The organism is Actinomyces denticolens (assembly GCF_002072185.1).
Classification (GTDB): Bacteria; Actinomycetota; Actinomycetes; order Actinomycetales; family Actinomycetaceae; genus Actinomyces; species Actinomyces denticolens.
Window position 1 is genome coordinate 34,060 of the sequence record NZ_MVIW01000016.1, and the last position, 24,702, is coordinate 58,761.

The following is a 24,702-nucleotide window of genomic DNA, read 5'->3' on the forward strand; positions in this document are numbered from 1 at the left end:
CTACAGCCGGTAGTCGACGACGAGCGGGGCGTGATCGGACCAGCGCCCCTGGTAGTCATCGGCGCGGTCCACGCGCAGGCTCTCGGCGCGCTCGGCCAGGCCGGGCGTGATGACGTGGTAGTCGAGGCGCCAGCCGACGTTGTTGTCGAAGGCCTTGCCGCGCTGGGACCACCACGTGTAGGGGCCCTGGGCGTCGGGGTGGAGGCGGCGGGAGGCGTCCACCCACCCGGCGTCGAACCAGGACTCCAAATGGGCGATCTCGTCATCGAGGACGCCGGCGACCTTGTTGTGGTTGGGCTTCCAGTTCTTGATGTCCCGCTCGGAGCGCACCACGTTGAGGTCGCCGGCCATGAGGATCTCGCGGGCGCCGTCGGAGGCCGCCCGCTCGGCCAGGAGCGCGGCCATGCGGGCGTCGACGAGGTCGAGGTGGGCGTACTTCTGATCCATCTTCTCCGTGCCGATCTGGCCGGAGTGCAAGTAGGCGGAGATGACGGTGAGGACATGAGGCGAGCCCGGGGCCGCGCCCGGCAGAGAGAGGTCGGCCTCCAGCCAGCGCCCGGAGTCGACGTCGGGTTCCTCGGTCCCGGGCACGGCGACACCCAGTCGGGTCTCCCCCAGCTCGATGCCACTGCCCTCGCGCACGGCGACGGCGACCCCCGCCCTGCCCTTGACGCGGCAGGGCCAGACGACGGATTCATAGCCGGGCAGGAGCGGGGCGGCGATCTCGGGGTCGGCGCGCACCTCCTGCAGGAGGAGGACATCGGGCGCGGCGGCCTTGAGCCACTCCCCCATGCCCTTGCGGGCGGCGGCCCGGATGCCGTTGACGTTGACAGTGGCGATTCGCATGGCGCCCAGCGTACGCGGCCGGGACGCGCTCGACGCGGGGCCGCACCCGGAGGAGTCGAGCGGCGAATCCGAGTGCCGCCTGTCACAATGGGGACATGAAGAGCATCGGCCACGACAGCGGCGCGGGCGCGCAGGCGGCGGCGCGACAGCGCACGATCCACGCCCTGGTCTCAGGGCGGGTCCAGGGCGTCGGCTTCCGCTGGTCCTGCATGGAGGAGGGAGAGCGCCTCGGCCTGGTGGGCGAGGCGCGCAACCTGCCCGATGGCGACGTGGAGGTGCTGGCGCAGGGAGCCGCCGACGACGTGGCGCGCCTCATCGCCTGGCTCTACCGCGGGCCGCGCTGGGCCTCGGTGAGCGCCGTCGTCATCACGGACCTGACGCCCGGGAGTCTGAGGAAGCGCGCCTTCGTCATGGGCAACTGATCCCCCGCCCGCCCCGTCCCTCCTCTCTCGATCACAGGGGGCGTCAGGCGGCGGCGCGCTCGGCCGTTTCCACGACATTGGCCAGCAGGAGGGCGCGGGTCATCGGGCCCACTCCCCCGGGGTTCGGGGAGAGCCACGAGGCCACCTGGTCGACGCCGTCGGCCACGTCCCCGGCGATCCGGCCCTTGCCGGTGGCGGGATCCACCACGCGTGACACGCCCACGTCGAGCACGACGGCGCCCGGTGCCACCATCGCAGGAGTAATGATCCCGGCCGAGCCGGCCGCGGAGATGACGACATCCGCGCGGCGCACGTGCGCGGCGAGGTCGGCGGTGCCCGTGTGACACACGTCCACCGTGGCGTTGACGTCCTTGCGGGCCAGCAGGAGGCCGATGGTGCGCCCCACGGTGACGCCGCGGCCGACGACGCACACGTCCTTGCCGGCCAGGTCGATGCCGTGGCGGGTCATGAGCTCGATGCAGCCGCGCGGGGTGCACGGCAGCGGCGAGTCGATGGGCCCGGTGCCGCGCAGGACGAGTCGGCCGAGGTTCGTGGGGTGGAGCCCGTCGGCGTCCTTGTCGGGGTCGATGCGCTCCAGGATCGCGTTGGTGTCGACGCCGCGGGGCAGCGGCAGCTGGACGATGTAGCCGGTGCAGGCGGGATCGGCGTTGAGGCGGTCGATCGCGGCCTCGATCTCCCCCTGCATTGCGGTGGCGGGAAGGTCCACGCGAATGGACTCGATGCCGACCTCGCGGCAGTCCGAGTGCTTGCCGGCCACGTATTTGACACTGCCCGGGTCCTCGCCGACCAGCACTGTGCCCAGCCCGGGCACGACGCCGCGCGCCCGCAGCACCGCCACTCGCTCGGCGAGCTCGGCCTTGATGGCGGCGGCGGTGGCCTTACCGTCCAGGACGCGGGCAGCGCCCTCCCAGGGGGCCCTCACTGAACCAGGCCCGGGTAGAGCGGGAAGGCGTCGGTCAGGGCCGTCACCCGCGAGCGCAGGCCCGCGAGCAGGTCCTCGGTGGCGTTGCCGGCGGCGCCCACGGTCAGCGCGGTGGCGATGATCTCGGCGACCTCGGTGAACTCGGCCTCGCCGAAGCCGCGGGTGGCCAGAGCGGGGGTGCCGATGCGCAGCCCGGAGGTGACGCGCGGGGGGCGGGGGTCGAAGGGCACGGCGTTGCGGTTGACGGTGATCCCCGCGGCGTGGAGGAGATCCTCGGCCTGCTGGCCGTCGAGGGCGGAGTCGCGCAGATCCACCAGGACGAGGTGGACGTCGGTGCCGCCGGTCACCAGGCTGATGCCCGCGCCGCGCACGTCGTCGGCGAGGAGGCGCTCGGCGAGGATCCGGGCACCGGCAAGGGTACGGGCCTGCCGGTCGGCGAACTCGGGGGTCCCGGCGATCTTCATGGCGATGGCCTTGGCGGCGATGACGTGCATGAGGGGCCCGCCCTGCTGGCCGGGGAAGACGGCGGAGTTGAGCTTCTTGCCCCACTGCTCGGCGCGGTTGGACAGGATCATGCCCGAGCGCGGCCCGCCGAGGGTCTTGTGGACGGTCGTGGACACGACGTCGGAGGCGGGCAGGGGGCTGGGGTGCAGGCCCGCTGCGACGAGCCCGGCGAAGTGCGCCATGTCGGTCCACAGGGCGGCGCCGACCTCGTCGGCGATCGAGCGGAAGGCGTCGAAGTCCAGGTGGCGGGGGTAGGCGGACCAGCCGGCGATGATGACGCGGGGACGCTCGCGCAGGGCGGTCTCACGCACCTGCTCCATCTCGATGCGGTGGGTGGTCTCATCGACGCCGTAGGCGGTGGCGTGGTAGTTCTTCCCGGAGAAGTTGATCCTCATGCCGTGGGTGAGGTGCCCGCCGTGGGCCAGGGACAGGCCGAGGATGGTGTCCCCGGAGTCGGCCAGCGCGTGGAGGACGGCGGCGTTGGCCTGGGCGCCGGCATGGGGCTGGACATTGGCGTACTCGGCGCCGAAGACGGCCTTGGCGCGGTCGATGGCGAGCTGCTCGGCGACGTCGACGACCTCGCAGCCGCCGTAGTAGCGCTTGCCGGGGTAGCCCTCGGCGTACTTGTTGGTGAGCACACTGCCCTGGGCCTGGAGGACGGCGCGGGGAACGAAGTTCTCCGAGGCGATCATCTCGAGCGTTCCGCGCTGGCGGTCGAGCTCGCTGTCCAGGACGGCGGCGATCTCCGGGTCGAGCTCGGCCAGGGGGAGGTTGTTGAGGGAGACGGTGGCTGGGGCGGTCATGCTTCTCCTGCGGGTATCGGGCGCGCGTGCGCGCTGCGGCGGGCGATCCGCGGCCCAGGCGGGCGACCCCGGATCTGCGTGTCATGCCGCTCCCCGGTGGTGATCCACCCGGCGCCAGTCGCGACGGCACTACCCTATCGCTCCGGGCGCCTCACTGCGACGCGGGGCGGCGGGGACGACGCGGGGCGGGGGACAACGGGGGCGTCGGAGAGACGCGGGGCGGCAACGGGGGACGGCGCGCCGGTCGAACGGTGCCATCCGCCCCGAGTGGCACCGTTCTCCCCCAGTGGTGCGTCCTGCCCGCACCAGTGGGTGCGAACCGCGCTTCCCAGTGCGAACCGCACCGGTCGGCCCCGCCCGCCCCGCGGCTCCTCAGTCGCCGCCGAACCAGTCATCCATGGCATCGCCGTCGGGGCCGCTCCAGGCCAGGGCCGTCACGAACTCATCGGGCCTCAGGAGGATGCGGGAGAAGGCCTCGCGCACGCGGTCGCAGGCGGCGTCGTCGGCGATGCCGGTGACCACGAGGTGGCAGCGCGGGCCGACGAGCCCGCCCGCGCCGGCCCCCAGCGCCTCCTCCTCGTCCCAGGGAGCGGGCGCCTCGTCCCAGGTGCCGGCGTCGCCCACGGTGACGGCGCCGCCGGCGACCTCCCAGGCGCAGACGCGCCCGGGGCGGCTGGGCAGCCAGAAGCAGCCGCGCGCGCACATGCCTGCCCCGGCGAGGTCGGCGACGAGCTCGCGCAGCCGCTCGGGATGGAAGGGCCGGTCGGAGGCGAGGTCGAGGGTGCGCACGCCGTGCTCGACCGGCCCGCCCCAGGCGCGGGTGGAGGCGGGGTGGACTCGGGCGACGGCGGCGCGGGCGTCGTGGCGCACCGACAGGAGGGCGTCGAGGACGGGCGCGTCGAATCCTGGCAGGAGGAGGGCGTCGTGGGCCCGCAAGTGCTCGACGAGGTCCGCGCCCGCGCCCTCCTCCCCCACCGCGATGACGACATCGGCGTAGCCGAGCCCCAGCATATGAACCTCTCCGGTGCAGCGGGGATCGTCCTCTCCCCAGGCCAGTCCGCGGTCGGCCAGGGGGATATGGGTGAGGATCTCGTCGACGGCGGTGGCGGTGAGCACCGCGTGGGCGACGCCCGCGAGCGCGGCGCCGGGGACGGCCTCGAGCGCCTCCGCCAGGCGCGGCACGAGGTGGACGATCTCGATCGCCGGGGGCAGGAGGATGACGGTGGCGCCGCCCGGCTCGTCGGCGGCGCGGTCCTCGGCCACGGCGAGGAGCACTTCGCGCAGGGAGCAGGTGGGGCAGGAGGTGGGCATGTCGACGTCGAGAACGACGGGCTCGACGAGCGCCGGGGAGGACTCGCCGTCGGGGGCCTGCGATCCCGCCGAGGACAGGCTGATGACACCGTGCTCGCCCTGATCGGGGCGGATCGTGGCGGCGATGACGAGGGCGTCCTCGCCGTGGAGGCTGAGGGCCGCCAGATCCAGCAGGGCGGGATCGACGGCGCTGATGAGGGCGATCCGATGGTCGGCGCCCGCGGCGGGATCGTGGGGGCCGTGGGAGGCGGGCCGGTCCGCCCCCGGTCGGGATGAGTCGAGAGTCATGAGGGCTCCAACTTGACGGTAATGAGATTCAATCCCAATACTGCACCCATGACCACCTACTGCCAAGTCACGGGAGCCCGGCCGGTCTTCGGCAAGTCCGTCTCCCACTCCCACCGCCGCACGAACCGGCGCTGGGATCCCAACCTCCAGCGCAAGCGCTACTGGGCGCCCTCGCTCGGGCGCACCATCACGCTGACCGTGAGCGCGCGCGGGATCAAGACCATCGACAAGAAGGGCATCGACGCCGTCGTGGCCGACATGCTCGCCCGAGGGGAGAAGTTGCGATGAGCAAGACCGCAAAGGACCTGCGCCCCATCATCAAGATGGTGTCCACCGCGGGCACGGGCTACACCTACGTCACCCGCAAGAACCGCCGCAACACCCCCGACCGCCTCGTGCTGCGCAAGTTCGACCCCGTGGTGCGCCGCCACGTCGAGTTCAAGGAGTCCCGCTGATGGCCAAGAACTCCAAGATCGCCGCGGACAAGCGCCGCCGCGCCGTCGTCGCCCGCTACGCCGAGCGCCGCGCCGAGCTCAAGAGGGCCTCCGTCAACCCGCACCTGAGTGCTGAGGAGCGCGAGGCCGCCATGGCCGCTCTGCACGCCCTGCCCCGTGATGCCTCCCCCACGCGAGTGCGCAACCGGGACGTCGTCGACGGGCGCCCGCGCGGCTACCTGCGCGCCACCGGGACCTCCCGCGTGCGATTCCGCGAAATGGCCGCGCGCGGCGAGCTGCCCGGCATCGTCAAGTCGTCCTGGTGATGAGGAGCAGCCCATGAGACCCGGAATCCACCCCGACTACCGCCCGATCGTCTTCCGCGACAAGAGCGCGGACTTCGCCTTCCTCACCCGCTCGACCATGACCTCCGCCGAGACCATTGAGTGGGAGGACGGCAATACCTACCCCGTCGTCGACGTCGAGGTCTCCAGCGCCTCCCACCCGTTCTGGACCGGCCAGGGCCGGATCCTGGACACGGCCGGCCGTGTGGAGAAGTTCGAGCGCCGCTACGGCAAGCGCGCCCGCCCCGCCGCCAACCCCTCGAAGGAGTCCTGAGAATGAAGGTCCGCGCCTCGATCCGCTCCCTGGCCAAGCAGCCGGGCTCGAAGGTGGTGCGCCGCCGCGGCCACACCTACGTCATCAACAAGAAGAACCCGCGCCTCAAGGCCCGCCAGGGCTGAGCCGCGCCCGCGTGGGAGCCCTCCTCCCCGCCCCATCCCCTCGCGACCCGCGCCGACCATGACCGGCGCGGGTCGCTCCCGCTCCCGGCGGGCGGAGGGTCCGTCAAACCTGCTGCCGTGCGGTGGACGGAGCAGGAGAGCGCCGACGGCGATCGCCGGAATCGCAGCGTTCCCTCCCGCGCCACCGAGCGGCTCGTTCCTTCACGGCAGCAGAATTGACACGGTGGCGCACCGGGGATGCTGGGGCCCGCTCGCAGCGCCCCGCATGGGGAGCCCTGCCGTGGGGGCATCGTTGTCGACGGCGCCCGCCGACCCTAGGCTGTTGCCCGCGCCCATCGGCGCCGGGCCCCGACCCCGGCACGGCGCGGGAAGGAAGAACGATGCACGCCAGGAGCCGAGGGCAGAGAGTCGTTGTCTCCGCAGTCACCGCCGCAGCGGCGGCCCTGTGGATCGGGGGCCTGAGCGGCTGCGCCCCGGAGAAATCCGACGACGGCAACACCGACGCCGACTACGTCAGGGTCTGCAAGGACCCCGCCACGGGCGAGCGCACCGAGGACACGAACTGCCCCGACGACTACGGGAGCACCCGCTCGAGCAGCCATTCGAGCGGCCCCCACTGGGTCTACACGCCGATCTCGCGCGGCTCCTCGGTCAGCGCCCCGGGGGTCGGCGAGAAAGTGCCCTCGGGGTACAGCGACTCCAAGCCGTCGTCGAGCAGCAAGGTCACCACCTCGGGCCGCTCGGGGGGCTCCTACTCGCGGGGCTCGGGGACCAGCCACGGGGGCTTCGGCTCCGGCTCCAAGGGCGGATCGGGGTCCTGAGTGCTGCGCGTCCCATCCTCACCGCGCCCCGGCTGGCGCGACACCATCGCCCGCCAGGGCCTCGTCTTCTCCGAGACCACCGACCCCGCCACGGGGGCCAACACGAGTTACTGGAACGAGTTCGCCTGCTACGAGCTCACCGTGGACGAGGTCGACCTCCTGGAGCGCACCAGTGAGAGCCTCCACATGATGGCCAAGGACGCGGCGGGGTTCCTCGCCGAGGAGTCCCTCAAGCCCGGCTCCCCCTTCAACCTCGGCATCCCGCGCGAGGCCATCGAGTACGCCACGGTCTCCCTCGACCGCGACGACCCCTCGCTCTACTCGCGCTTCGACCTCATCTACTCGGGCAATGACGGGCGCCCGCCGAAGATGCTGGAGTACAACGCGGACACCCCCACCGGGCTGGTGGAGGCCGCCCTCATCCAGTGGTACTGGCACGAGGACGTCCACCTGAAGGCGGGCCTGACGGGCATCGACCAGTGGAACGGCATCCACGAGGAGCTCATCGCCCAGTGGGGGCGCATCGATGAGCGCCTCGGCCGACTCCACGGCCTGCGCCCCCACATGTACCACTTCGCCTACACCGACGCCGACGACTCCGGCGAGGACCTCATGACCACGGGTTACCTCATGGACACCGCCACGCAGGCGGGCCTGACCGGCATGCTCGTGGAGATGAAGCAGCTCGGGCTGGATCGGGAGACCGCCCGCTTCACCGACGGGGAGAACCGCCACCTCGAGGCGATCTTCAAGCTCTACCCGTGGGAGGAGATGATGTTCGAGGAGTTCGGCCCCGCGATCTGCGCGCTCAAGCCGGACTACTGGTTCCAGCCCGCCTGGACGATGTTCCTGTCCACCAAGGCGCTCTCGGCGGCACTGTGGCACCTCTATCCGAACCACCCCAACCTCATCCCCACCTACATGTACCCCGATGAGGCCCGCGCCCGCCACGACACGATGGGCATGAGCGAGTACGTCATCAAGCCGCTGCACGCCCGCGAGGGCGCGAACATCGAGCTGCACGGGGAGGGCCGGCACATCGTCCAGCCCGGCGGCTGGGGCGTCGAGGGCTACGTCATCCAGGAGTTCTGCAAGCTCCCCGACTTCACCGGCTCCGACCACCTGCACAACCGCCCCGTCCTGGGCACTTGGATGGTGGGCGACGAGTGCTACGGACTGGGCATCCGCGAGTCCGACGGGCCCGTCACGGACTACTACTGCCGGTTCGTGCCCAACCGGATCCGCCTCTGAAACGCACTGAGGAGCACCACTGGTACTCGAATCGACGACGCCGCTGCGGGCGCGCGCGGGAGCGGCACGGGACGCGCGCGCCGCGAGCGGCCCGCGCCTGACCACCGCCCAGGGAACCGCGCTCGCCATGTCCGCCACCGCTCCGTGGTACTCGATCATGGTGACGGCCCCGCTCATCGCCGCCCTGGTCGGCGCGGGCACCGCCGTCGTCTACCTGCTCGCGGCGATCCCCGCCGCCCTCGTGGCCGCCGGGATGAGCGCCAACGACCGCCGCGACCCGGACAAGGGCAGCGTCTACACCTGGGTGCGGCGCCGCCTGCCGCGCACCGGTTGGTTCGCGGGATTCTGCCTGGCCTCCACCGGCGTCATCGTCACCTCCGGCATGGCCTACGTGGCGGCCGACCTCCTCGCCCCCACCGCACCGGCGGCGATCAAGGCCGGCCTGGCGGCGGCGCTCACCGGTCTCGCAGCGCTCATCGACCTCTACGAGCTGCGGCTCATGGCGGCCCTCCAGTACCTGGCGGTGATCGCGGGCGTGGGGGCGACGATCGTCTGCGCCGAACTCGTGACCGGGGGCGGGGTGCGGCTGGCGCCCATGGCCGGCTCGCCCCTCGACTGGTTCCACGCGGTGCTGCTGGCCGTCTTCGCCTACTGGGGATTCGACGCGATCTTCGCCCTGACCGAGGTCACGAGCACTGGGGCGCCGCAGCGGGTGACCGCGCTGACCGTGGTGGGGCTCGTCGGGTTCTTCGCAATCGGCGGGACGGCGTACAGCGCCATCGACCCCGCCCCGGTCACGGGCCATCCGGTGGTGCGCATCGCGGTGGTCTCCTCGGCGATCATGAGCCTGGGCTCGACGCTCGTGCCGACGGCGCGCGGGATCGAGGCGATGGCCGACGCCGGCCAGGTCCCCTCCTGGGCGGGCCGCCTGCGGCGGACCTCCTGGGCGACGGCGGTGGTCACGGCCGCCTCGGTGGCGTGGACGGGCCTGCTGTTCGTCTCCGAGGGGCTCTTCACGGACACCGTCGAGGCCCTCAGCGTGCTCGTGGGACTGTACTTCTCCGCGAGCTCGCTCATCGCGGCGCTGCGCGCCCGCTCCCGGCGCGAGCGGTGGGTCCAGGTCCTGGCGGTCGCGCTCATGGTGGCCATCACGACGGCGGTGGCGATCCAGATGCTCGATCCGGCTTACGGGGCGACGGCGGTCGGCGGCATTGGCGGGGTGGGGCTCATCGTCGTCGGGCTCAGTGCGCTGGGTGTGGCGGGGGCGTTGCGCTACGGCGGCCTCGAATCGGGGACGCGCGGCGGGGCTGGGTAGGCTGCATCCCATGACTGCTCCTGCGACCGCGACCGCGACGGCTCCCGCCACGCCGTCGGCGCCCTCCCCCGCCGCCCATCTCGTGCTCACCCTGTCCTGCCCGGACCGCCCCGGCATCGTCCACGCGGTCACGGGGGCGCTGGCCCGGCGCGGGGGCAATATCACCGAGTCCTCCCAGTTCGGCGACGAGGAGACCGGCCTGTTCTTCATGCGCGTGACGGTGCTCACCCGCGTGCCCCGCTCGGAGTTGGAGGCCGACCTCGCCGAGCTCGCCGAGGCCTACTCCATGCGGTGGGAACTGGGCGAGGTGGACCGCCCCCTGCGCACGCTCATCATGGTGAGCAAGGCCGCCCACTGCCTGACCGATCTGCTCTTCCGGGCGCGGAGCCAGGGCCTGCCGATCGACGTCGTGGGCGTGGTGGGCAACCACGAGGACCTGCGGCCCGTCGCCGAGTTCTACGGCGTTCCCTTCCACTGCATCCCCGTCACCAAGGACACCAAGGCGCAGGCCGAGACCGAACTGCTGGGGCTCGTCGACGAGCTCGGCGTGGAGCTCGTGGTGCTGGCGCGCTACATGCAGATCCTCTCGGAGTCCCTGTGCGAGCGGCTGCGCGGCAACGTCATCAACATCCACCACTCCTTCCTGCCGTCCTTCAAGGGCGCCAAGCCCTACCACCAGGCGCACGCGCGCGGCGTCAAGCTCATCGGCGCCACCGCCCACTACGTGACGGCGGACCTGGACGAGGGGCCGATCATCGAGCAGGACGTCACACGCGCCTCGCACAGCGACTCCCCCGTGGCGCTCCAGCGCAAGGGTCAGGACGTCGAGCGCCGGGTGCTGGCGCAGGCCGTCAAGTGGCACGCCGAGCACCGCGTCCTCCTCAACGGCAACCGCACGGTGGTCTTCTCCTGACGGACCGCACTGATGCCGCCGCCGCAGCGCACGCACCGCCGTCACCACCGTTGTGCCCAGCCGAGCGCGCCCGCTCTGGTCGTCCTCGGAGGCCTGCCGGCCACGGGCAAGTCGGCGGTGGCAGATCAGCTGTGCCGTGATGCCACCTGGGCGTGGGTGCGCATCGACTCCATCGAGCAGGCGCTGCGGAACTCCGGTGAGATGGGCCCCGGCGGCGTGCAGGGCGCCGGCTACGCCGTCGGGTACGCGGTGGCGGGCGACCTGCTGCGCAGCGGCCTGAGCGTCGTCACCGAGTGCGTCAACCCGATCGGCTTGACCCGCGCCGCGTGGCGCGAGGTCGCCCGAGTCCATGGGGCGGACCTGCTCGAGGTCGAGCTGTGGTGCCAGGACCCGCAGGTCCACCGCTGCCGGGCCGAGAGCAGGGCGGTCGACATCCCGGGCCTCGTCCTGCCCGCTTGGGAGGAGATCTGCGGGCGCGTTTATGAACCGTGGCGCGACGCCGACCTGCGCATCGACACCTGCGCGGTGTCCCCAGCCGAGGCCGCTGGTCTCATCCGCTCGGCGGTACGGGCGCAGGCCGACTGAGGTACGCGTCTCGCCGATGCCCTCCGCACGGCCCGTCTCCTTCGGCGGACGCCCCGTGCGGACCAGGCACGCACGGAGCATGATGGGGGGTGGCGTCGGGACGCCCTCGACGCCCTCGCTCCGCGCGCTGAGGAGGCTCTCATGACCCCCGCACCCACCGGTCCGGGCACCGACGACGTCCTGGCCGCCGCCGAGCGCTACACCGCCGGCTTCCAGCCCGTCGGCCCCGGCGCCCGTCTCGCCGTCGTCGCCTGCATGGACAATCGTCTCGACGTCACCCGCCTGCTGGGGCTGGCGGGCGGCGACGCCTACGTCATCCGCAACGCGGGCGGGATCCTCACCGAGGATGTGCGCCGCTCGCTCGCCATCGCCCAGAACGCGCTCGGGGTCGAGGAGATCCTCCTCATCCACCACACCGACTGCGGCATGTCCCACCTCAACGACTCGGAGTTCGCGAGCTCCTTGGCCGAGCGCACCGGCCTGCGCCCCACCTGGAGACCGGGAGGCTTCGCCTCCGCCGAGCAGGACCTGCGCGAGATGCTCACGGCCCTGGCCGCCGACCCGCACGTGCCGGCGGGGGCGGCCGCCCGCGGCTTCGTCTACAACGTCGACAACGGCCGGCTCACGGAGGTCGAGCGGCCATGACGACGACGACGTCCTCCCATCCTCAGGTCCTCGCCGTGCTCCTCGACGCCCTGGAGCGCTCCCGCGAGCGCCTCGGACGCGCCCTCGCCGACGTGACGGCCGAGCAGGCCGGCGCCCGCCCGGTCGATGCCCTGGCCCCGCGCATCGACTCCCTGGCCTGGCTCGTGTGGCACACGGCCCGGGAGATCGACTTGCAGGTCAGCGATCTCGCGGGCCAGGAAGCCCTGTGGACCTCGCGCTACGCACGGCTCCTGGACCTGCCCCTGCCTGACGACACCGAGGACTGGCGCCACAGCCCCGAGGAGTCGGCCCGGGTGCGCGTGAGCGACCTGGCCCCGCTCATCGAGTACCTCGACGCCGCCTACGCGCTCGCCCGCGACTACATCGGCTCGCTCGACCCCGCCACGCTCAACGAGGTCATCGACCGCTCCTGGGACCCGCCGGTCACACGCGCCGCACGACTGGTCTCGATCATCGACGACGCCGCCCAGCACTCCGGCCAGGCGGTCTGGGCACGCCGCTTGCTCGGCCTAGAAGGTTGATCGGACATGCGCAGAATTGGCTGGCGACATCGGAAAACGCAAGATAGGGAGTCAAGTCGAGGCTCTGCCTCGCTCCGACTGGACGAGCCTTGGCAGTATCTGTATTTTTTCTGACCGCCAGGTCAATGCGTTCATCGAGAACAACACTCATCACACTTCAAGGGCGACTATCCGTGAATCAGGACTAAGCAAGATCGCCCAGATCAAGGTTTCACAGTCGAAGACCAAGCCCCCAGCCATTGAGGATAGCAGGTTCGCGCGAGGAGAGAAAGCGAAAGAAATTCTTGCTCCCAAGGCTCGCTCGAAGCTTTCATGCGAAGGGACCTGCGAGTACATCGCATCACTGCCAACGGATACTTTACACCCTTTCTAACCACTTATGACACAAACAAATTCGACCACTTTCTCTTCGGTTCCCTTGTCGATATTACAGACCAGTATCTCGCCGCGCTCCGCCTATTCGGATCTGCCCATAATCTTCTCGACAGAATCTCCAATTCAGGCCGTTCTCATACGACCGGATGGTACAGCTCCTCAACTCCGGGAATCATCAAACTCATCGACCTTGCGCGCGAGAACAAGAGAATACACGCATCACACCTCGACCTCGATTCGCGCACAACGATGTTGTACGACGCGGTCAACATCGTTCTCGGGCAGGGGCAGACTCATTTGACCAACAGTTCACTTTCTCCTTGCGCAAGATCCTACACAATTGGAGAAGGACTATTCAACGTGCTCGCGAGGATCGACATCCAAACGCCTGAAGGAGCCCATTTACCCCGAGACATTCCCTCGCTCACTCATGCGTTCATAGGATCTCCTCTATATATTCGATACAAGGAACGACCTCGATATTACAGCGGAGCGCCTCAGCTCCCTGCCGCCGACTCCCCATACATGAATTGGGGCATACTGGCCGATACCAGATAAACCGGACGGAAGGCGCGCCACCATCCCTGTGGACGGCGAGCCGGTCTCGATGGCGTTTTCGACCGGTCTCGCTGATAGGTGGGGGGCGGGAGGGTCAGGCGGCGTGAGGGCTGGTGAAGTCGACGTCGGCGCCTCGGCGCAGGACCCGCACGGGGGTGAGCCCGGCGTCGGTGACCAGCACGTCGGCCCATAGACCCGGCCGCAGCGCGCCGATACTGGGGTCCCCGAGGATCCGCGCGCCCTGGACGGAGGCCGCGTACACGGCGTCCACCAGGTCCACGCCGCCCTTCCAGGTGGTGCGCACGACATCGAGCAGGTGCGCCGTCCCGCCGGCGATCGCCTCCTTGCCGGTCAGCCGGGCGACACCCCCGGAGACGGTGACGGCCTGGGGGCCGAGGACGTAGTCGCCATCGGGCATGCCGGCCGCGGCCATCGCGTCGGTGATGAGGACAACGCTGTCCCGCCCCAGCGTCTCGAACATGTCGAGCACGATCGCCGGATCGAGGTGGACGCCGTCGCCGATCATCTCCAGGACGCACTCGCCCCGCTGGGCGGCGGCCAGGAACTCCGGCACCGGCCCCGGAGCGCGGTGGTGCATGGGGCGCATGCCGTTGAACAGGTGCGTCGCCGTCGAGCGCGGCGAGCGGACCGGCTCTCCGGCCTCCAGGCGCGCCGCGATGCGGGCGGCGGCGTCGGCCAGGGCGGCCCGCACGGGGGTGGCGCCGGAGTCGGTGTGCCCGAAGGAGGGCAGGGCGCCGCCCTCGATGAGCGCGGCGTTGACGCCGTCGTCACCCGTGATGCCGGGCTTCTCCGGGGCGATCGTCATCGTGACCACGTGACCGCGCCCCAGCTCGATGAGCTCACGGGTGAGCCGAGCATCGGGATCGACGATGTAGGTGGGATCCTGGGCTCCGCAGCGCTCCACGGAGACGAACGGCCCCTCGAAGTGGATGCCGGCGAGCTCGCCCGCTTCGCACAGCTCGGCCAGGACCTTGGTGCGCTCCCTCAGGACATCGGCGGACGCCGTCACGCAGGAGGCCACGAGACTGGTGGTGCCGTGGCGGCGGTGCTCCAGGACGGAAACCATCGCCTGCACGGGGGTGGTGGCGTTGGGGAACGACTCGCCGCCCCCGCCGTGGCAGTGGACGTCCACGAGCCCGGGCAGGAGGTAACCGCCCTCGGGGGCCGCCTCGGCGCCCTGAAGCGCCTCACCGAATCCCGCGCCCGTCGCCGCCGAGGCCTGACCGACCCAGGCGATATGGCGGTCGGCGACGACGACGAGGCCGTCGTCGATGATGGCGTCCGGTGTGACGACTCGTCCGCGCAGGGCGGTGGCAGCGCTGCTCATGCTCGCAGCATAGACCCAGACATCAGACAACCGCGACCGCGCTGGTCGCATCAACGGGCCAGCCGCTCCTCGATGCCGCGCACGGCTCGCTCCACATCCCTCTCGAGGCGCGCCGAGCGCCGGACCCCGGAGGCCCAGATCAGCCCCGCGCCCACTGGCCGCACCGCGACGACGCGCCCGCGGTCCACGAGCAGGGGCCGGAACATGCCGTTCATGGAGGGGCAGATGAGGCGCTCACCGGCGTCGTCCGTCAGGCAGCCGCGGTCCTTGTAGCCCACATGGAGCTCATCGAAGGAGGCCAGGAAGAGCGTCCGCTCAGCGTCCTCTCGGTTGGCGGCGAGCAGATCGGGCAGGTCCGCGCGCAGGTGCAGCACGGCGGCGCTGGTCGGCGCCTCCTCCCCGGTGCCCAGCAGCCGCAGACTCCCTCGGGCCCCTCCTGAGGCCACCGCCCGGGCCAGCGGCACGGCGCCGGTGCCCGGGTCGACCGCGTAGTCCCGGGCGTTCGTCATCTCGACGGCGTCCGCAAGCGCCCGGGCGGCCTCCCCCTTGGGCAGGGTGGTCCAGCGGGAGAGGTCCTCCGCAGTGATCGGACCGTGGCTCGTGGCATAGCGCCGGGCGATCTCGGCGAGGGCCGCGCGGTGGCCGGACTGCCCCCTCGCGACTCCTTCTCCGCCTCCCGGCCCGCTCTCGGAGCCGGGCAGGGGACGGGCGTCGATGATGAGGTGCTCGCCGCCCTCGCGCGGTCCCTGGACGAGGGCGCCGATCGCGTGGAGGCCGACGACGAGGTGTCGCTTCGCGTAGCCCTCCGGGGCGCCGGAGGCGATGAGATCGGGCAGGACGCCGTCGTCGTGCCAGGCCTCGACGATCTCGGCGCGGGTGGCTCCCGGGCGCCCGGCGGCCACTGCCCGATCGATCGCCTCCCACGCGGCCCGCGCGGCGCGCTCCATGCCGGCCGAGCCGTGCCCGAAGCGCTCGGCGTCGAGGCGCATCCAGTTCGACATGCGGTGAACGAGCGCCTCGCGCATCCAGTGGTGGTCGGCAGCCGTCGTGACGTGGACGGTGCCGCGCATGGGCCAGGAGCGCACGAGCTCGCGGGCCGCGAAAGCCTCCTCGATCCTGGTGCGCCCCACCTGCGGCGCGGTGCGCGAGGCGATGGCGTGCGGGATGGCGGAGACCTGCTGGCCCTGGATGGCGAGCTGCCGCCGCACGGCCTCGACCGGATCTGGGGCGGCGGTCGCGGGCACGAGCCCCTGCGCCACGATCCGCAGCAGCGAGGCCTGCCGGGGCAGGGGCCAGCCGACAGGGGCCTTGCGAGGAGCGCGAGCGGTCATGAGAACGTCGCTATCAGAAGAGCCGCGATTCGACGTCGTCCATGCCGCGCATCGCGTCGTAGTCCAGGACGACGCAGCGGATGCCCCGGTCCTCGGCGAGCACGCGCGCCTGGGGCTTGATGGTCTGAGCGGCGAAAACCCCGCGCACGGGGGCGAGCAGGGGATCGCGCCCGAGAAGGTCGAGGTAGCGCGTGAGCTGCTCGACGCCGTCGATCCCGCCCACGCGCTTGATCTCGACGACGATGCTCGCCCCCGTGGAGTCCTTGGCCATGATGTCCACCGGGCCGATGGCGGTGGGGTACTCGCGGCGCACGAGGCGGTGACCGGGGCCCAGGACCTCGATCTGCTCGGCGAGGAGCTCCTGGAGGTGGGCCTCGACGCCGTCCTTGAGCAGGCCCGGTTCGGGGCCCAGATCCACCGAGTCGTCCGAGATGATCTCGTGGATGCGGATGACGAGGCGGTCGTCGGTCTTGGTGGAGGCCACCTCCCAGCGGGCGACGACGCCGGCCTCGCGGTCCTCCTCGTCCGGCTCCAACTCGGTCAGGCGCGCGGGCGGGCTCATCCAGTTCAGCGGCTTGTAGGAGCCGCCGTCGCAGTGGACGAGCACGGAGCCGTCCGCCTTGACCATGATCAGGCGGTTGGCCCGGTCCAGGTGGGCGGACAGGCGGCCGGAGTAGTCCACGGAGCAGGAAGCGATGACGACGCGCACCGGCCCACCCTAACGGGTAGCCTCGGGCGCGGACGACAGGACGACGCCCTGGCAGCCGCGATGCGAGAGGAGTCCGCATGAGCCCTTCCGAGAAGATCCCTGGCCCTCCGGGCCTCCCCGACGATCTCTACAGCGCCAACGCGGACATCCACGCGGCGCTGGTCCTGCCCTACGTGGAGGCGATGGGCCCCGCGCTCACGGAGATCCTCGGCGGCGACGACGGCGCTCCACCCGGGCTGCCGATCCTCGACCTCGGCTCGGGCACCGGCGCGCTCCTGCCCTGCCTCGCAGCCCTCGGGGACCATCCGCTGCACGCCGTCGAGCCGCATCCGGCCATGCGGGCGGGGCTCATGGCCACCGTCTGCGCCCTTCCCGGCCTGGCGCGGCGCGCCACCGTCCTGCCCGGGACCCTCGATGACGCCGCGCCCCTCCTGCCCTCCCGCCTCGGCGCGGTCGTCGCGCTCAACATGCTCGGGCACCTCGATGAGGCGGAGGAGGAGAGGCTCTGGGACTTCACGGGCGAACGCCTGGCCCCGGGAGGCGTCGTCGTCATCTCCCTCCAGGGCCCGCTGGAGCCCGTGGAGGTTCCGTGGACCGACTTCGGGCAGAGCGCCGTCGGCGGGCTGCGATACGGCACGGAGGGGCGGGCCGAGCCCGACGGCGACTCGATGCGCTGGACCATGCGGTGGACGGTCCGCACGGCGGCGGGAGACGTGATCGATGAGCGCGCGGCCCGCACCTCCTGGAGGATCCTCACCCCGGAGCACTTGCGCGCCAGGGCCGCGCGGGTCGGCCTGGAGCCTGGACCGGTGCGCGATGATCTCCTCCTGCTCTCCTTCGTCCGCCGCTGAGCGGGTCTCCTCGACTGGCGGGCTGATCCACGCGGCCGCCCGGGATGAGGGATGATCCGCCTGTTGATCGAGGCTCGCCGCGTCCTGAGGAGTCCCACGAGTGAGCAGCACGAGCACCACGGCACCGCCCGCACCCGGCTCCACCCCCGTCCCGGAGAGCCGGCGCCTCCCCCTGCGCCGGGGCCCGTACCTCACCGGGACGGCCGGATCGGATCGGCTCATCGGCCTCGACGCCGCTCGGGGCCTCGCGCTGTTCGGCATGGCGGCGGCCCATGTGGGCATCACGAGCTGCGGGCTCAACACGCTGCCGGGCTGGCTCAACCTGGCGCACGGCCGCTCCGCGGTGCTCTTCGCGGTCATCGCGGGGTTCTCACTCGGGATCATGTCCGGGCGCGAGAGGCCCCACACGGGCGATCGCCTCGTGCGCACGCGGCTGCGGATCCTCGTGCGCGCGGTACTGCTCATGGCCATCGCCGGGGTGCTCATCACCTTCACCACCGGGGTGGTGATCATCCTGGGCTACTACGCCGCCTGGTTCGCCGCGGCACTGCCGGTCCTCCATTGGCGCGCCCGACGGCTGTTCATCGCCGCTGCGGCGACGGCCGTCGTCGGGCCGCTCGTGCTCAAGGCGCTCCCGCCGGCGATGGCACGCATGGGGCTGGCCTCCTGGCCCGCCGCCTCCGACGGCTCCGAGGCGCTCCTGGGCCTGTTCGTCACGGGCGCCTATCCAGGGGCGGTGTGGATGTCCTTCATCCTCCTGGGGATAGGGCTCGCGAGGATGGGGATCAGCGGGGCCCGGCGCGTGGCCCGGCTGGCGGCGATCGGGGCGCTGTGCGCGGTGCTCGGCTACGGCGGCGCCTACCTGCTCACGCGCGCGGCGGGGGCGGAGAGGCCCGACGAGTTCCACCTCACCGTGTCCACGAGCCGGGGCGCCTCCGAGGGCGGCTCGGATCCCGGTGGCCCCATCATCGGTGCCGATGGCTCCTCCGGTTCCGCGCTCGCTCAGGGCACCGCCGCCGCGACGCCGGTCTGCGGCGATGGCGAGGCGATCAGCGGCTCCTCCGAGTGGCCGGTGCTGCTGTCGGCCAAGCCGCACACGAACAGCTTCTTCGAGGTGCTCGGCTCCGGAGGGGTCGCGGTGGCCGTCATCGCCCTGCTGCAACTGCTGGCATCGGCGGGGGCATGGGCGAGGTGGCCGCTCGCGCCGCTGGCGGCCATGGGATCGATGTCGCTGACGATCTACAGTGCGCATATCGTGGTGATCTGGGCCTTCGACCTCATGAGCGCCCAGGACAACCGCCCGCTGATGACCATGATGGGCGGCCTGGCAGCCTTCGCGATGGCCTGGCTGGCCGTCTTCGCCCGCGGGCCGATGGAGCACATCATCCATGTGATCTCCCTGCGGGCCGCCCGCGCCTCCAGTGACCCGCCCCTTTTCGCCGAGACCGGTCGATATCGCCATCGAAACCGGTCGAAAACGGCAACGAAACCGGTCCATCCCTCGCTCGCAATTCCCCAAGGCGCCCCGTGCGACGCCACGTCTCGCTCAGATCACGGACAGATCTAGCGCACAGGTCAGCGGGCCTCTACCGTGAGCACGACGGCGCTGGCGCCGTCGCGGGTCCGCCCTGAGGCCTGCGCTCTCCCTGGTCAACATCATCGGTTCTCCTGGAAGGCATGCCCCATGAATCCCCTCCCGCCCGCCCCGAGCAAGGCCGCCCGCGCCTCCTCCCAGCAGCACGCCCCTCGGCGCCCCCTCCGACTCACGATGATCCGTGGCGCCGGACTGGGATGCTCCCTGCTGCTCGCCCTGGGCGCCTGCTCATCCGATGGCGGCACCATCAGCACCACCTCGACGCCGTCGGCGACCATCGCCGCCACCGCCGTCGAGACCGGCGGGCCGGACTCGACCAGCGCCCCCTCCGACGCCCCGGCGGCCCTTCTCTCCACGGTCCAGCCCGGCGAGGGATATATCTGCGACGGCGAGAGCACCGATGGCTCGGACGCCAGCGGGGGCTGCCGTCGGCAGACCGCCGGGCTGGCCCCCGAGGAGGCCACCGGGGCCCCGCTCCATCCCCCACCGGCGACGACGCGCCTGGGGAGTAACGACACCGGATCACCACCTCATGCCTCATCTGATGCGGGCCCGAACCGGTCTCGACCGTCATTTCGACCGGTTTCGATGACGTTTTCGACCGGTCTCGCTCATAAGAGGGGGTTAGAGGAGTGTGGGTTGGGTGGGGGCGGCGGACTCCATCCAGGCGACGAGGGCGGAGTGGGACGCCTCGTGCATCGCCAGCTTGTAGCGCCGGCCCGCGATGGTGCAGGGGACCTCGAGGACCTTGCCGTTCTCGAAGCGCCTCACGGCCTGACCGAGCTCGATCGACTCCCTGGCCCAGTGGGCGGCGGGCCGAGGGGACACCGAGATGAGCCGGTACCAGCGCAGGGAGTTATCGGTGAACAGCGCCAGCCCGGAGGTCCAGGTCATGCCCCCCGGCCGCTGCAGGGCGCACTCGAAGGAGCCCACGCGCCCGGCGATCGAGCGCAGCCGGGTCAGGAAGATGACGAGTAGGACGACGGCGAGCAGGGCCACCAGCGCGAGGACTACCAGCACCTGCTCCATCATCGTCACTCCGCGCTCGTCGTCGTGCCGCTGAGGCTGCCGGCCCCGGCGGTGGCGTCCTCGGCGCCGGCAGCCTCAGCGGCGGCGACCTCCGCCCCCGCCAGATCGGCGGCCACGGTGATCGTGTTGTGGTCCACGGAGCAGAAGCCCCTGGCGACCGGCATTTCCACGGGCGCCCCCTCAACGGTGGTCAGCCGGACGGTCCCGGTGCCCAGCAGCGCGAGAACCGGCTGGTGCCCGGGCAGGATGCCCATCTCGCCGTCGTCGAGCGGCACGGAGACCTGGGAGGCCTCTCCCTCCCAGGCCGTGCCCCCGTTGCGGGAGACGATCTCGACCGTGAGCACTGCGGGCGCCATCGCGCTCACTCCCCGGCGAGCTCGGCGGCCCGGCGCTCGAGATCCTCGATGCCGCCGATGTTGTAGAAGGCCTGCTCGGGGTAGGAGTCGTAGTCGCCGTCGCAGATCCGCTTGAACGCCTCGACGGTCTCGGCCAGGGGCACGGTGGAGCCGGGCACGCCGGTGAACTTCTCCGCCATGTAGGTGTTCTGGCTCAGGAACTGCTCGATGCGCCGGGCGCGGGCCACGGTGACCTTGTCCTGCTCGCTCAGCTCGTCGACGCCGAGGATCGCGATGATGTCCTGGAGCTCCTTGTTCTTCTGCAGGATGGACTTGACCCGGGTGGCGACGTCGTAGTGCTCCTGGCCCACGTACTGGGGGGCCAGCAGGCGCGAGGAGGAGGCCAGCGGATCCACCGCGGGGTAGATGCCCCGCGAGGCGATCTCACGGGAGAGCTCGGTGGTGGCGTCCAGGTGGGCGAAGGTCGTGGCCGGGGCGGGGTCGGTGTAGTCGTCCGCGGGCACGTAGATGGCCTGCAGGGAGGTGATCGAGTGGCCGCCGGCCGACGTGATGCGCTCCTGGAGCAGACCCATCTCATCGGCGAGGTTCGGCTGGTAGCCCACGGCCGAGGGCATGCGGCCCAGCAGCGTGGAGACCTCGGAGCCGGCCTGCGTGAAGCGGAAGATGTTGTCGATGAACAGCAGCACGTCCTGGTGCTGGACGTCGCGGAAGTACTCGGCCATCGTCAGGGCTGACAGCGCCACGCGCAGGCGCGTGCCCGGCGGCTCATCCATCTGGCCGAAGACGAGGGCGGTCTTGTCGAAGACGCCGGCCTCCTCCATCTCGACGATGAGGTCGTTTCCCTCGCGGGTGCGCTCACCGACGCCGGCGAACACGGAGACGCCGCCGTGGTTCTGGGCCACGCGCTGGATCATCTCCTGGATGAGCACGGTCTTGCCCACGCCGGCGCCGCCGAACAGGCCGATCTTGCCGCCCTGGACGTAGGGGGTGAGCAGGTCGATGACCTTGATGCCGGTCTCGAACATCTGCTCCTTGGACTCGAGCTGCTCGAAGGTGGGGGGCTGGCGGTGGATGGGCCAGCGCTCGTTGACCTCCAGGGTCTCGCCCTCGGCGAGGTTGAGGACCTCGCCGGTGACGTTGAAGACGTGGCCCTTGGTGATGTCGCCGACCGGCACGGAGATGGGGGCGCCGGTGTCGCGGACCTCGGCGCCGCGCACGAGCCCGTCGGTGGGCTTGAGGGAGATGGCGCGCACGATGTTGTCCCCCAGGTGCTGGGCTACCTCGAGGGTGATCTCACGCGCCTCCTCGCCCTCGCTGGTGGCCCGGATGGTCACCTTGAGGGCGTTGTACATGGCGGGGATCGCGTCCGGCGGGAACTCGACGTCGACGACGGCGCCGATGATCCGCGTGACGCGGCCGATGCCGGGGCCCGCCTCGGTGGTGTCCGGGGCGGCCTGGGTGGTGGTGTCATCCATGATGCGCTCTTCCATGTCTGAGTCTGTCGATGCCTATTGACGTTGAGTCGGGTCTTGCGGGCGGCGGGGCCGCCGGGGTGGTGGGTCTACTCTGCGGCGAGGGAGTCGGCGCCGGAGACGATCTCGGAGATCTCCTGGGTGATATCCGCCTGGCGCGCCGCGTTGGCGAGCCGGGTGTACGTGGTGATGAGCTCCTCGGCGTTGTCGGTGGCCGTGTGCATGGCCTGCTGGCGGCTGGCCAGCTCGGAGGCGGCCGACTGCAGCAGGGCGTTGCGGATGCGCGAGCCCACGTAGCGGGTGAGGAGCGCGTCGAGCACCTTGGAGGTGGAGGGCACGAACTCGTAGAGGGGCTGGGTGCCCTTGATCGCGGAGAGCTGGACCGCCTGAGTGGCGGCGATGTCCTCGCGGTTGATCTCGCCCGGGCCGCCCAGGTCCACGACCGTCAGCGGGAGCATTCGGCGGACCTCCGGCACCTGGGAGACCATGGAGACGTAGCGGGTGAAGACGATGTGCACCTCGGCCACTCCCCCGGCGTCGCCGGGGGCGAGGAAGTACTCGAGGAGGAGGGAGGCGACCTCCTCGATGTGCTCGGCGCTGGGGCGGTCGGAGTCCCCGGTCCAGGAGTACTCCACGGGGCGGCCGCGGAAGGCGAAGTAGTTCTGCGCGCGGCGCCCGTAGGTGAACAGGATCGGCTCCTTGCCGTCCTCCACGAGGTGCTCGATGAGCCGCTCGGACTCGCGCAGGATGGTGGCGGAGTAGGCGCCGGCCATGCCGCGGTCGGAGGTGACCACGACGACGGCCACCCGATCGGTGTCCTCGCGCTCGCGCGTGATGGGGTGGTCGAGCCCGGAGTAGGTTCCGACGGCGGCCACCGCCTGGCTCAGCGCGTGATCGTAGGGCCCGGCCTCGGCAGCGCTGCGGCGCGCGGCGCCGATCCGGGAGGAGGCGATGAGCTCCATGGCCCGGAACACCTTCTGGAGCGTCTGGGTCGACCGGATGCGCTGCTTGTAGACGCGCTGATTACCTGCCACGGGTCAGCCCCTCTTGAGCACGATCTGCTCGCTCGTGCGCTCGGCGACGACCTCGTCCTCGGCGTCGGCGACCTCCCCGGAGAGCATCCGCCCGCCGGAGAGGTAGGTGGTGCGGAAGGACTCGACGGCGGAGCGCAACTCGGCCTCGGTGTCCTCGGAGAGCTGCCCGGTGTCGCGGATGGCCGCCAGGACGGTCGAGTTGCGGCGCAGGTGGTCCAGGAGGGCCGCCTCGAATGGCAGGACATCGGCCACCTCGAGGTCGTCGAGGTATCCGTTGGTGCCCGTCCACACGCTGACCACCTGCTCCTCGACGGGGTAGGGGGTGAACTGCGGCTGCTTGAGCAGCTCCATGAGGCGCTCGCCGCGGGTCAGCTGGGCGCGGGTGGTGGCGTCCAGGTCGGAGGCGAACATGGCGAAGGCCTGCATGGAGCGGTACTGCGCCAGCGTGATCTTGAGGGTCCCGGCGACCTTCTTCATCGCCTTGACCTGGGCCGCCCCGCCGACTCGGGAGACCGAGATGCCGACGTCGACGGCGGGGCGCTGATCGGAGTTGAACAGGTCGGACTGAAGGAAGATCTGCCCGTCGGTGATGGAGATGACGTTGGTGGGGATGTAGGCCGAGACGTCGTTGGCCTTGGTCTCGATGACCGGCAGGCCGGTCATGGAGCCGGCGCCGAGGTCGTCGGAGAGCTTCGCGCAGCGCTCGAGCAGGCGCGAGTGCAGGTAGAAGACGTCACCGGGGTAGGCCTCGCGGCCCGGCGGGCGGCGCAGGAGGAGGGAGACGGCGCGGTAGGCCTCGGCCTGCTTGGACAGGTCGTCGAAGACGATGAGGACGTGCTTGCCGGCGTACATCCAGTGCTGGCCGATGGCCGAGCCGGTGTACGGGGAGAGGTACTTGAATCCGGCGGGGTCGGAGGCCGGGGAGGCGACGATCGTGGTGTACTCCAGTGCGCCGCGCTCCTCGAGGGCTGCGCGCACGGCGGCGATGGTCGATCCCTTCTGGCCGGTGGCCACGTAGATGCAGCGGACCTGCTTGGCGGGGTCTCCGCTGTCCCAGGCCGCCTTCTGGTTGAGGATGGTGTCCAGGGCGATGGCGGTCTTGCCGGTCTTGCGGTCGCCGATGATGAGCTGACGCTGGCCGCGGCCGATCGGGATCATCGAGTCAATGGCCTTCAGCCCCGTCTGGAGCGGCTCGTGGACGGACTTGCGGGCCATGACGCCGGGGGCCTGGAGCTCCAGGGCGCGGCGCCCCTCGGCGGCGATCTCGCCCAGGCCGTCGATGGGGCGGCCCAGGGGGTCCACCACGCGGCCCAGGAAGGCGTCGCCCACGGGGACGGACAGGACCTCGCCGGTGCGGCGCACGGTCTGCCCCTCGTCGATGCCCGCGAAGTCGCCCAGGACGACGACGCCGATCTGGCGCTCGTCGAGGTTCATGGCCAGGCCGGCGGTGCCGTCCTCGAAGGTGAGCAGCTCGTTGGCCATGACGCCGGGCAGGCCCTCGACGTGGGCGATGCCGTCGGCGGCGAAGATGACGTGCCCGACCTCCTCGGCGGCGACTCCCGCGGGCTTGTAGGCCCGCGCGAAATCACTGAGCGCCGAGCGGATCTCCTCGGCCTTGATGGTCAGCTCTGCCATCTTTGGTCTCCTTCACGAAGCATTGAGTCGGTGGGGGCGGCCTG

At 71.2% G+C, this 24,702-nt stretch carries 27 protein-coding genes and 1 riboswitch; of the genes, 15 read left to right on the forward strand and 12 right to left on the reverse strand.

What is annotated here, in order from left to right; all coding sequences use genetic code 11:
• Nucleotides 1-846, reverse strand: a complete 846-nt coding sequence (locus tag B1H55_RS06125) for an exodeoxyribonuclease III (RefSeq protein WP_080461637.1) — start codon at nt 844-846, stop codon at nt 1-3.
• Nucleotides 847-941: 95 nt separating this feature from the next.
• Between B1H55_RS06125 and B1H55_RS06130 the strand changes: the two genes are divergently transcribed.
• A complete protein-coding gene (locus B1H55_RS06130) occupies nt 942-1,268 on the forward strand; it encodes an acylphosphatase (RefSeq protein ID WP_073451337.1) in 327 nt (108 codons plus the stop codon).
• Nucleotides 1,269-1,311: 43 nt separating this feature from the next.
• On the opposite strand, the gene B1H55_RS06135 is transcribed toward B1H55_RS06130, so the two are convergent.
• The 3 genes from B1H55_RS06135 to B1H55_RS06145 all read right to left on the reverse strand — a co-directional run bounded on the left by B1H55_RS06135 (nt 1,312) and on the right by B1H55_RS06145 (nt 5,117).
• A complete protein-coding gene (locus B1H55_RS06135; RefSeq protein WP_073451338.1) occupies nt 1,312-2,211 on the reverse strand; it encodes a bifunctional methylenetetrahydrofolate dehydrogenase/methenyltetrahydrofolate cyclohydrolase in 900 nt (299 codons plus the stop codon).
• Complete coding sequence (gene glyA / locus B1H55_RS06140) at nt 2,208-3,518, reverse strand: serine hydroxymethyltransferase (protein ID WP_077240428.1); 1,311 nt, start codon at nt 3,516-3,518, stop codon at nt 2,208-2,210. Before glyA ends, B1H55_RS06135 begins: the two co-directional genes overlap by 4 nt.
• Nucleotides 3,519-3,563: 45 nt before the next feature.
• A riboswitch (ZMP/ZTP riboswitch) is annotated at nt 3,564-3,650 on the reverse strand.
• Between the two features lie 240 nt (nt 3,651-3,890).
• A complete protein-coding gene (locus tag B1H55_RS06145; protein WP_077240429.1) occupies nt 3,891-5,117 on the reverse strand; it encodes a GTP-binding protein in 1,227 nt (408 codons plus the stop codon).
• A 48-nt stretch (nt 5,118-5,165) separates the two neighbouring features.
• Between B1H55_RS06145 and rpmB the strand changes: the two genes are divergently transcribed.
• The 12 genes from rpmB to B1H55_RS06205 all read left to right on the forward strand — a co-directional run bounded on the left by rpmB (nt 5,166) and on the right by B1H55_RS06205 (nt 12,366).
• The gene (gene rpmB, locus B1H55_RS06150; protein WP_073451341.1) at nt 5,166-5,405 is read left to right on the forward strand and encodes a 50S ribosomal protein L28; all 240 of its coding nucleotides are present in this window, start codon (nt 5,166-5,168) and stop codon (nt 5,403-5,405) included.
• A complete protein-coding gene (gene rpmG, locus B1H55_RS06155) occupies nt 5,402-5,572 on the forward strand; it encodes a 50S ribosomal protein L33 (RefSeq protein ID WP_073451342.1) in 171 nt (56 codons plus the stop codon). The genes rpmB and rpmG overlap by 4 nt, the downstream gene beginning before the upstream one ends.
• The gene (rpsN, locus tag B1H55_RS06160; RefSeq protein ID WP_073451343.1) at nt 5,572-5,877 is read left to right on the forward strand and encodes a 30S ribosomal protein S14; all 306 of its coding nucleotides are present in this window, start codon (nt 5,572-5,574) and stop codon (nt 5,875-5,877) included. The genes rpmG and rpsN overlap by 1 nt, the downstream gene beginning before the upstream one ends.
• 13 nt (nt 5,878-5,890) lie before the next feature.
• The gene (locus tag B1H55_RS06165) at nt 5,891-6,169 is read left to right on the forward strand and encodes a type B 50S ribosomal protein L31 (RefSeq protein ID WP_077240430.1); all 279 of its coding nucleotides are present in this window, start codon (nt 5,891-5,893) and stop codon (nt 6,167-6,169) included.
• Between the two features lie 2 nt (nt 6,170-6,171).
• Nucleotides 6,172-6,294, forward strand: a complete 123-nt coding sequence (gene ykgO, locus B1H55_RS06170) for a type B 50S ribosomal protein L36 (RefSeq protein ID WP_003782012.1) — start codon at nt 6,172-6,174, stop codon at nt 6,292-6,294.
• 380 nt (nt 6,295-6,674) lie between these two features.
• Complete coding sequence (locus tag B1H55_RS06175) at nt 6,675-7,115, forward strand: hypothetical protein (protein ID WP_077240431.1); 441 nt, start codon at nt 6,675-6,677, stop codon at nt 7,113-7,115.
• The gene (locus B1H55_RS06180) at nt 7,116-8,366 is read left to right on the forward strand and encodes a glutathionylspermidine synthase family protein (protein WP_077240432.1); all 1,251 of its coding nucleotides are present in this window, start codon (nt 7,116-7,118) and stop codon (nt 8,364-8,366) included. It abuts the gene before it with no gap.
• A 127-nt stretch (nt 8,367-8,493) separates the two neighbouring features.
• A complete protein-coding gene (locus tag B1H55_RS06185) occupies nt 8,494-9,681 on the forward strand; it encodes an APC family permease (protein WP_231952797.1) in 1,188 nt (395 codons plus the stop codon).
• A gap of 10 nt (nt 9,682-9,691) precedes the next feature.
• On the forward strand, nt 9,692-10,594 hold the full coding sequence (purU, locus tag B1H55_RS06190; RefSeq protein WP_077240433.1) for a formyltetrahydrofolate deformylase: 903 nt from the start codon (nt 9,692-9,694) through the stop codon (nt 10,592-10,594).
• Nucleotides 10,595-10,606: 12 nt separating this feature from the next.
• Complete coding sequence (locus B1H55_RS06195; protein ID WP_231952794.1) at nt 10,607-11,179, forward strand: P-loop nucleotide/nucleoside kinase family protein; 573 nt, start codon at nt 10,607-10,609, stop codon at nt 11,177-11,179.
• A 141-nt stretch (nt 11,180-11,320) separates the two neighbouring features.
• Nucleotides 11,321-11,824 carry a beta-class carbonic anhydrase gene (locus B1H55_RS06200; protein ID WP_077240434.1) on the forward strand — a complete coding sequence of 168 codons (504 nt, stop codon included), beginning with the start codon at nt 11,321-11,323 and terminating at the stop codon, nt 11,822-11,824.
• Nucleotides 11,821-12,366: a DinB family protein gene (locus B1H55_RS06205; RefSeq protein ID WP_077240435.1), complete on the forward strand. Its 546-nt coding sequence runs from the start codon at nt 11,821-11,823 to the stop codon at nt 12,364-12,366. The genes B1H55_RS06200 and B1H55_RS06205 overlap by 4 nt, the downstream gene beginning before the upstream one ends.
• A 1,027-nt stretch (nt 12,367-13,393) precedes the next feature.
• Here B1H55_RS06205 and B1H55_RS06210 read toward each other — a convergent pair.
• The 3 genes from B1H55_RS06210 to nucS are packed head-to-tail and all read right to left on the reverse strand — an operon-like array spanning nt 13,394 to nt 16,687.
• Complete coding sequence (locus tag B1H55_RS06210) at nt 13,394-14,647, reverse strand: N-acetylglucosamine-6-phosphate deacetylase (protein ID WP_077240436.1); 1,254 nt, start codon at nt 14,645-14,647, stop codon at nt 13,394-13,396.
• A 50-nt stretch (nt 14,648-14,697) separates the two neighbouring features.
• On the reverse strand, nt 14,698-15,978 hold the full coding sequence (locus B1H55_RS06215) for a DNA glycosylase AlkZ-like family protein (RefSeq protein ID WP_077240437.1): 1,281 nt from the start codon (nt 15,976-15,978) through the stop codon (nt 14,698-14,700).
• A gap of 13 nt (nt 15,979-15,991) precedes the next feature.
• Nucleotides 15,992-16,687: an endonuclease NucS gene (gene nucS / locus B1H55_RS06220; RefSeq protein WP_073451352.1), complete on the reverse strand. Its 696-nt coding sequence runs from the start codon at nt 16,685-16,687 to the stop codon at nt 15,992-15,994.
• Nucleotides 16,688-16,764: 77 nt separating this feature from the next.
• Here nucS and B1H55_RS06225 point away from each other — a divergent pair, with 77 nt between their 5' ends.
• Together B1H55_RS06225 and B1H55_RS06230 are read left to right on the forward strand one after the other, a co-directional pair.
• On the forward strand, nt 16,765-17,538 hold the full coding sequence (locus B1H55_RS06225; protein ID WP_073451353.1) for a class I SAM-dependent methyltransferase: 774 nt from the start codon (nt 16,765-16,767) through the stop codon (nt 17,536-17,538).
• A gap of 100 nt (nt 17,539-17,638) precedes the next feature.
• Nucleotides 17,639-19,105: a heparan-alpha-glucosaminide N-acetyltransferase domain-containing protein gene (locus B1H55_RS06230; protein ID WP_080461638.1), complete on the forward strand. Its 1,467-nt coding sequence runs from the start codon at nt 17,639-17,641 to the stop codon at nt 19,103-19,105.
• Nucleotides 19,106-19,756: 651 nt separating this feature from the next.
• On the opposite strand, the gene B1H55_RS06240 is transcribed toward B1H55_RS06230, so the two are convergent.
• The 5 genes from B1H55_RS06240 to atpA all read right to left on the reverse strand — a co-directional run bounded on the left by B1H55_RS06240 (nt 19,757) and on the right by atpA (nt 24,658).
• The gene (locus B1H55_RS06240) at nt 19,757-20,164 is read right to left on the reverse strand and encodes a DUF2550 family protein (protein WP_073451356.1); all 408 of its coding nucleotides are present in this window, start codon (nt 20,162-20,164) and stop codon (nt 19,757-19,759) included.
• Nucleotides 20,165-20,166: 2 nt separating this feature from the next.
• Nucleotides 20,167-20,517: a F0F1 ATP synthase subunit epsilon gene (locus B1H55_RS06245; protein ID WP_073451569.1), complete on the reverse strand. Its 351-nt coding sequence runs from the start codon at nt 20,515-20,517 to the stop codon at nt 20,167-20,169.
• Between the two features lie 5 nt (nt 20,518-20,522).
• Nucleotides 20,523-21,992: a F0F1 ATP synthase subunit beta gene (atpD, locus tag B1H55_RS06250; protein ID WP_073451357.1), complete on the reverse strand. Its 1,470-nt coding sequence runs from the start codon at nt 21,990-21,992 to the stop codon at nt 20,523-20,525.
• An 86-nt stretch (nt 21,993-22,078) separates the two neighbouring features.
• Nucleotides 22,079-23,023: a F0F1 ATP synthase subunit gamma gene (locus B1H55_RS06255; protein ID WP_073451358.1), complete on the reverse strand. Its 945-nt coding sequence runs from the start codon at nt 23,021-23,023 to the stop codon at nt 22,079-22,081.
• A gap of 3 nt (nt 23,024-23,026) precedes the next feature.
• Nucleotides 23,027-24,658 carry a F0F1 ATP synthase subunit alpha gene (gene atpA / locus B1H55_RS06260; RefSeq protein ID WP_073451359.1) on the reverse strand — a complete coding sequence of 544 codons (1,632 nt, stop codon included), beginning with the start codon at nt 24,656-24,658 and terminating at the stop codon, nt 23,027-23,029.
• Nucleotides 24,659-24,702 lie beyond the last annotated feature (44 nt).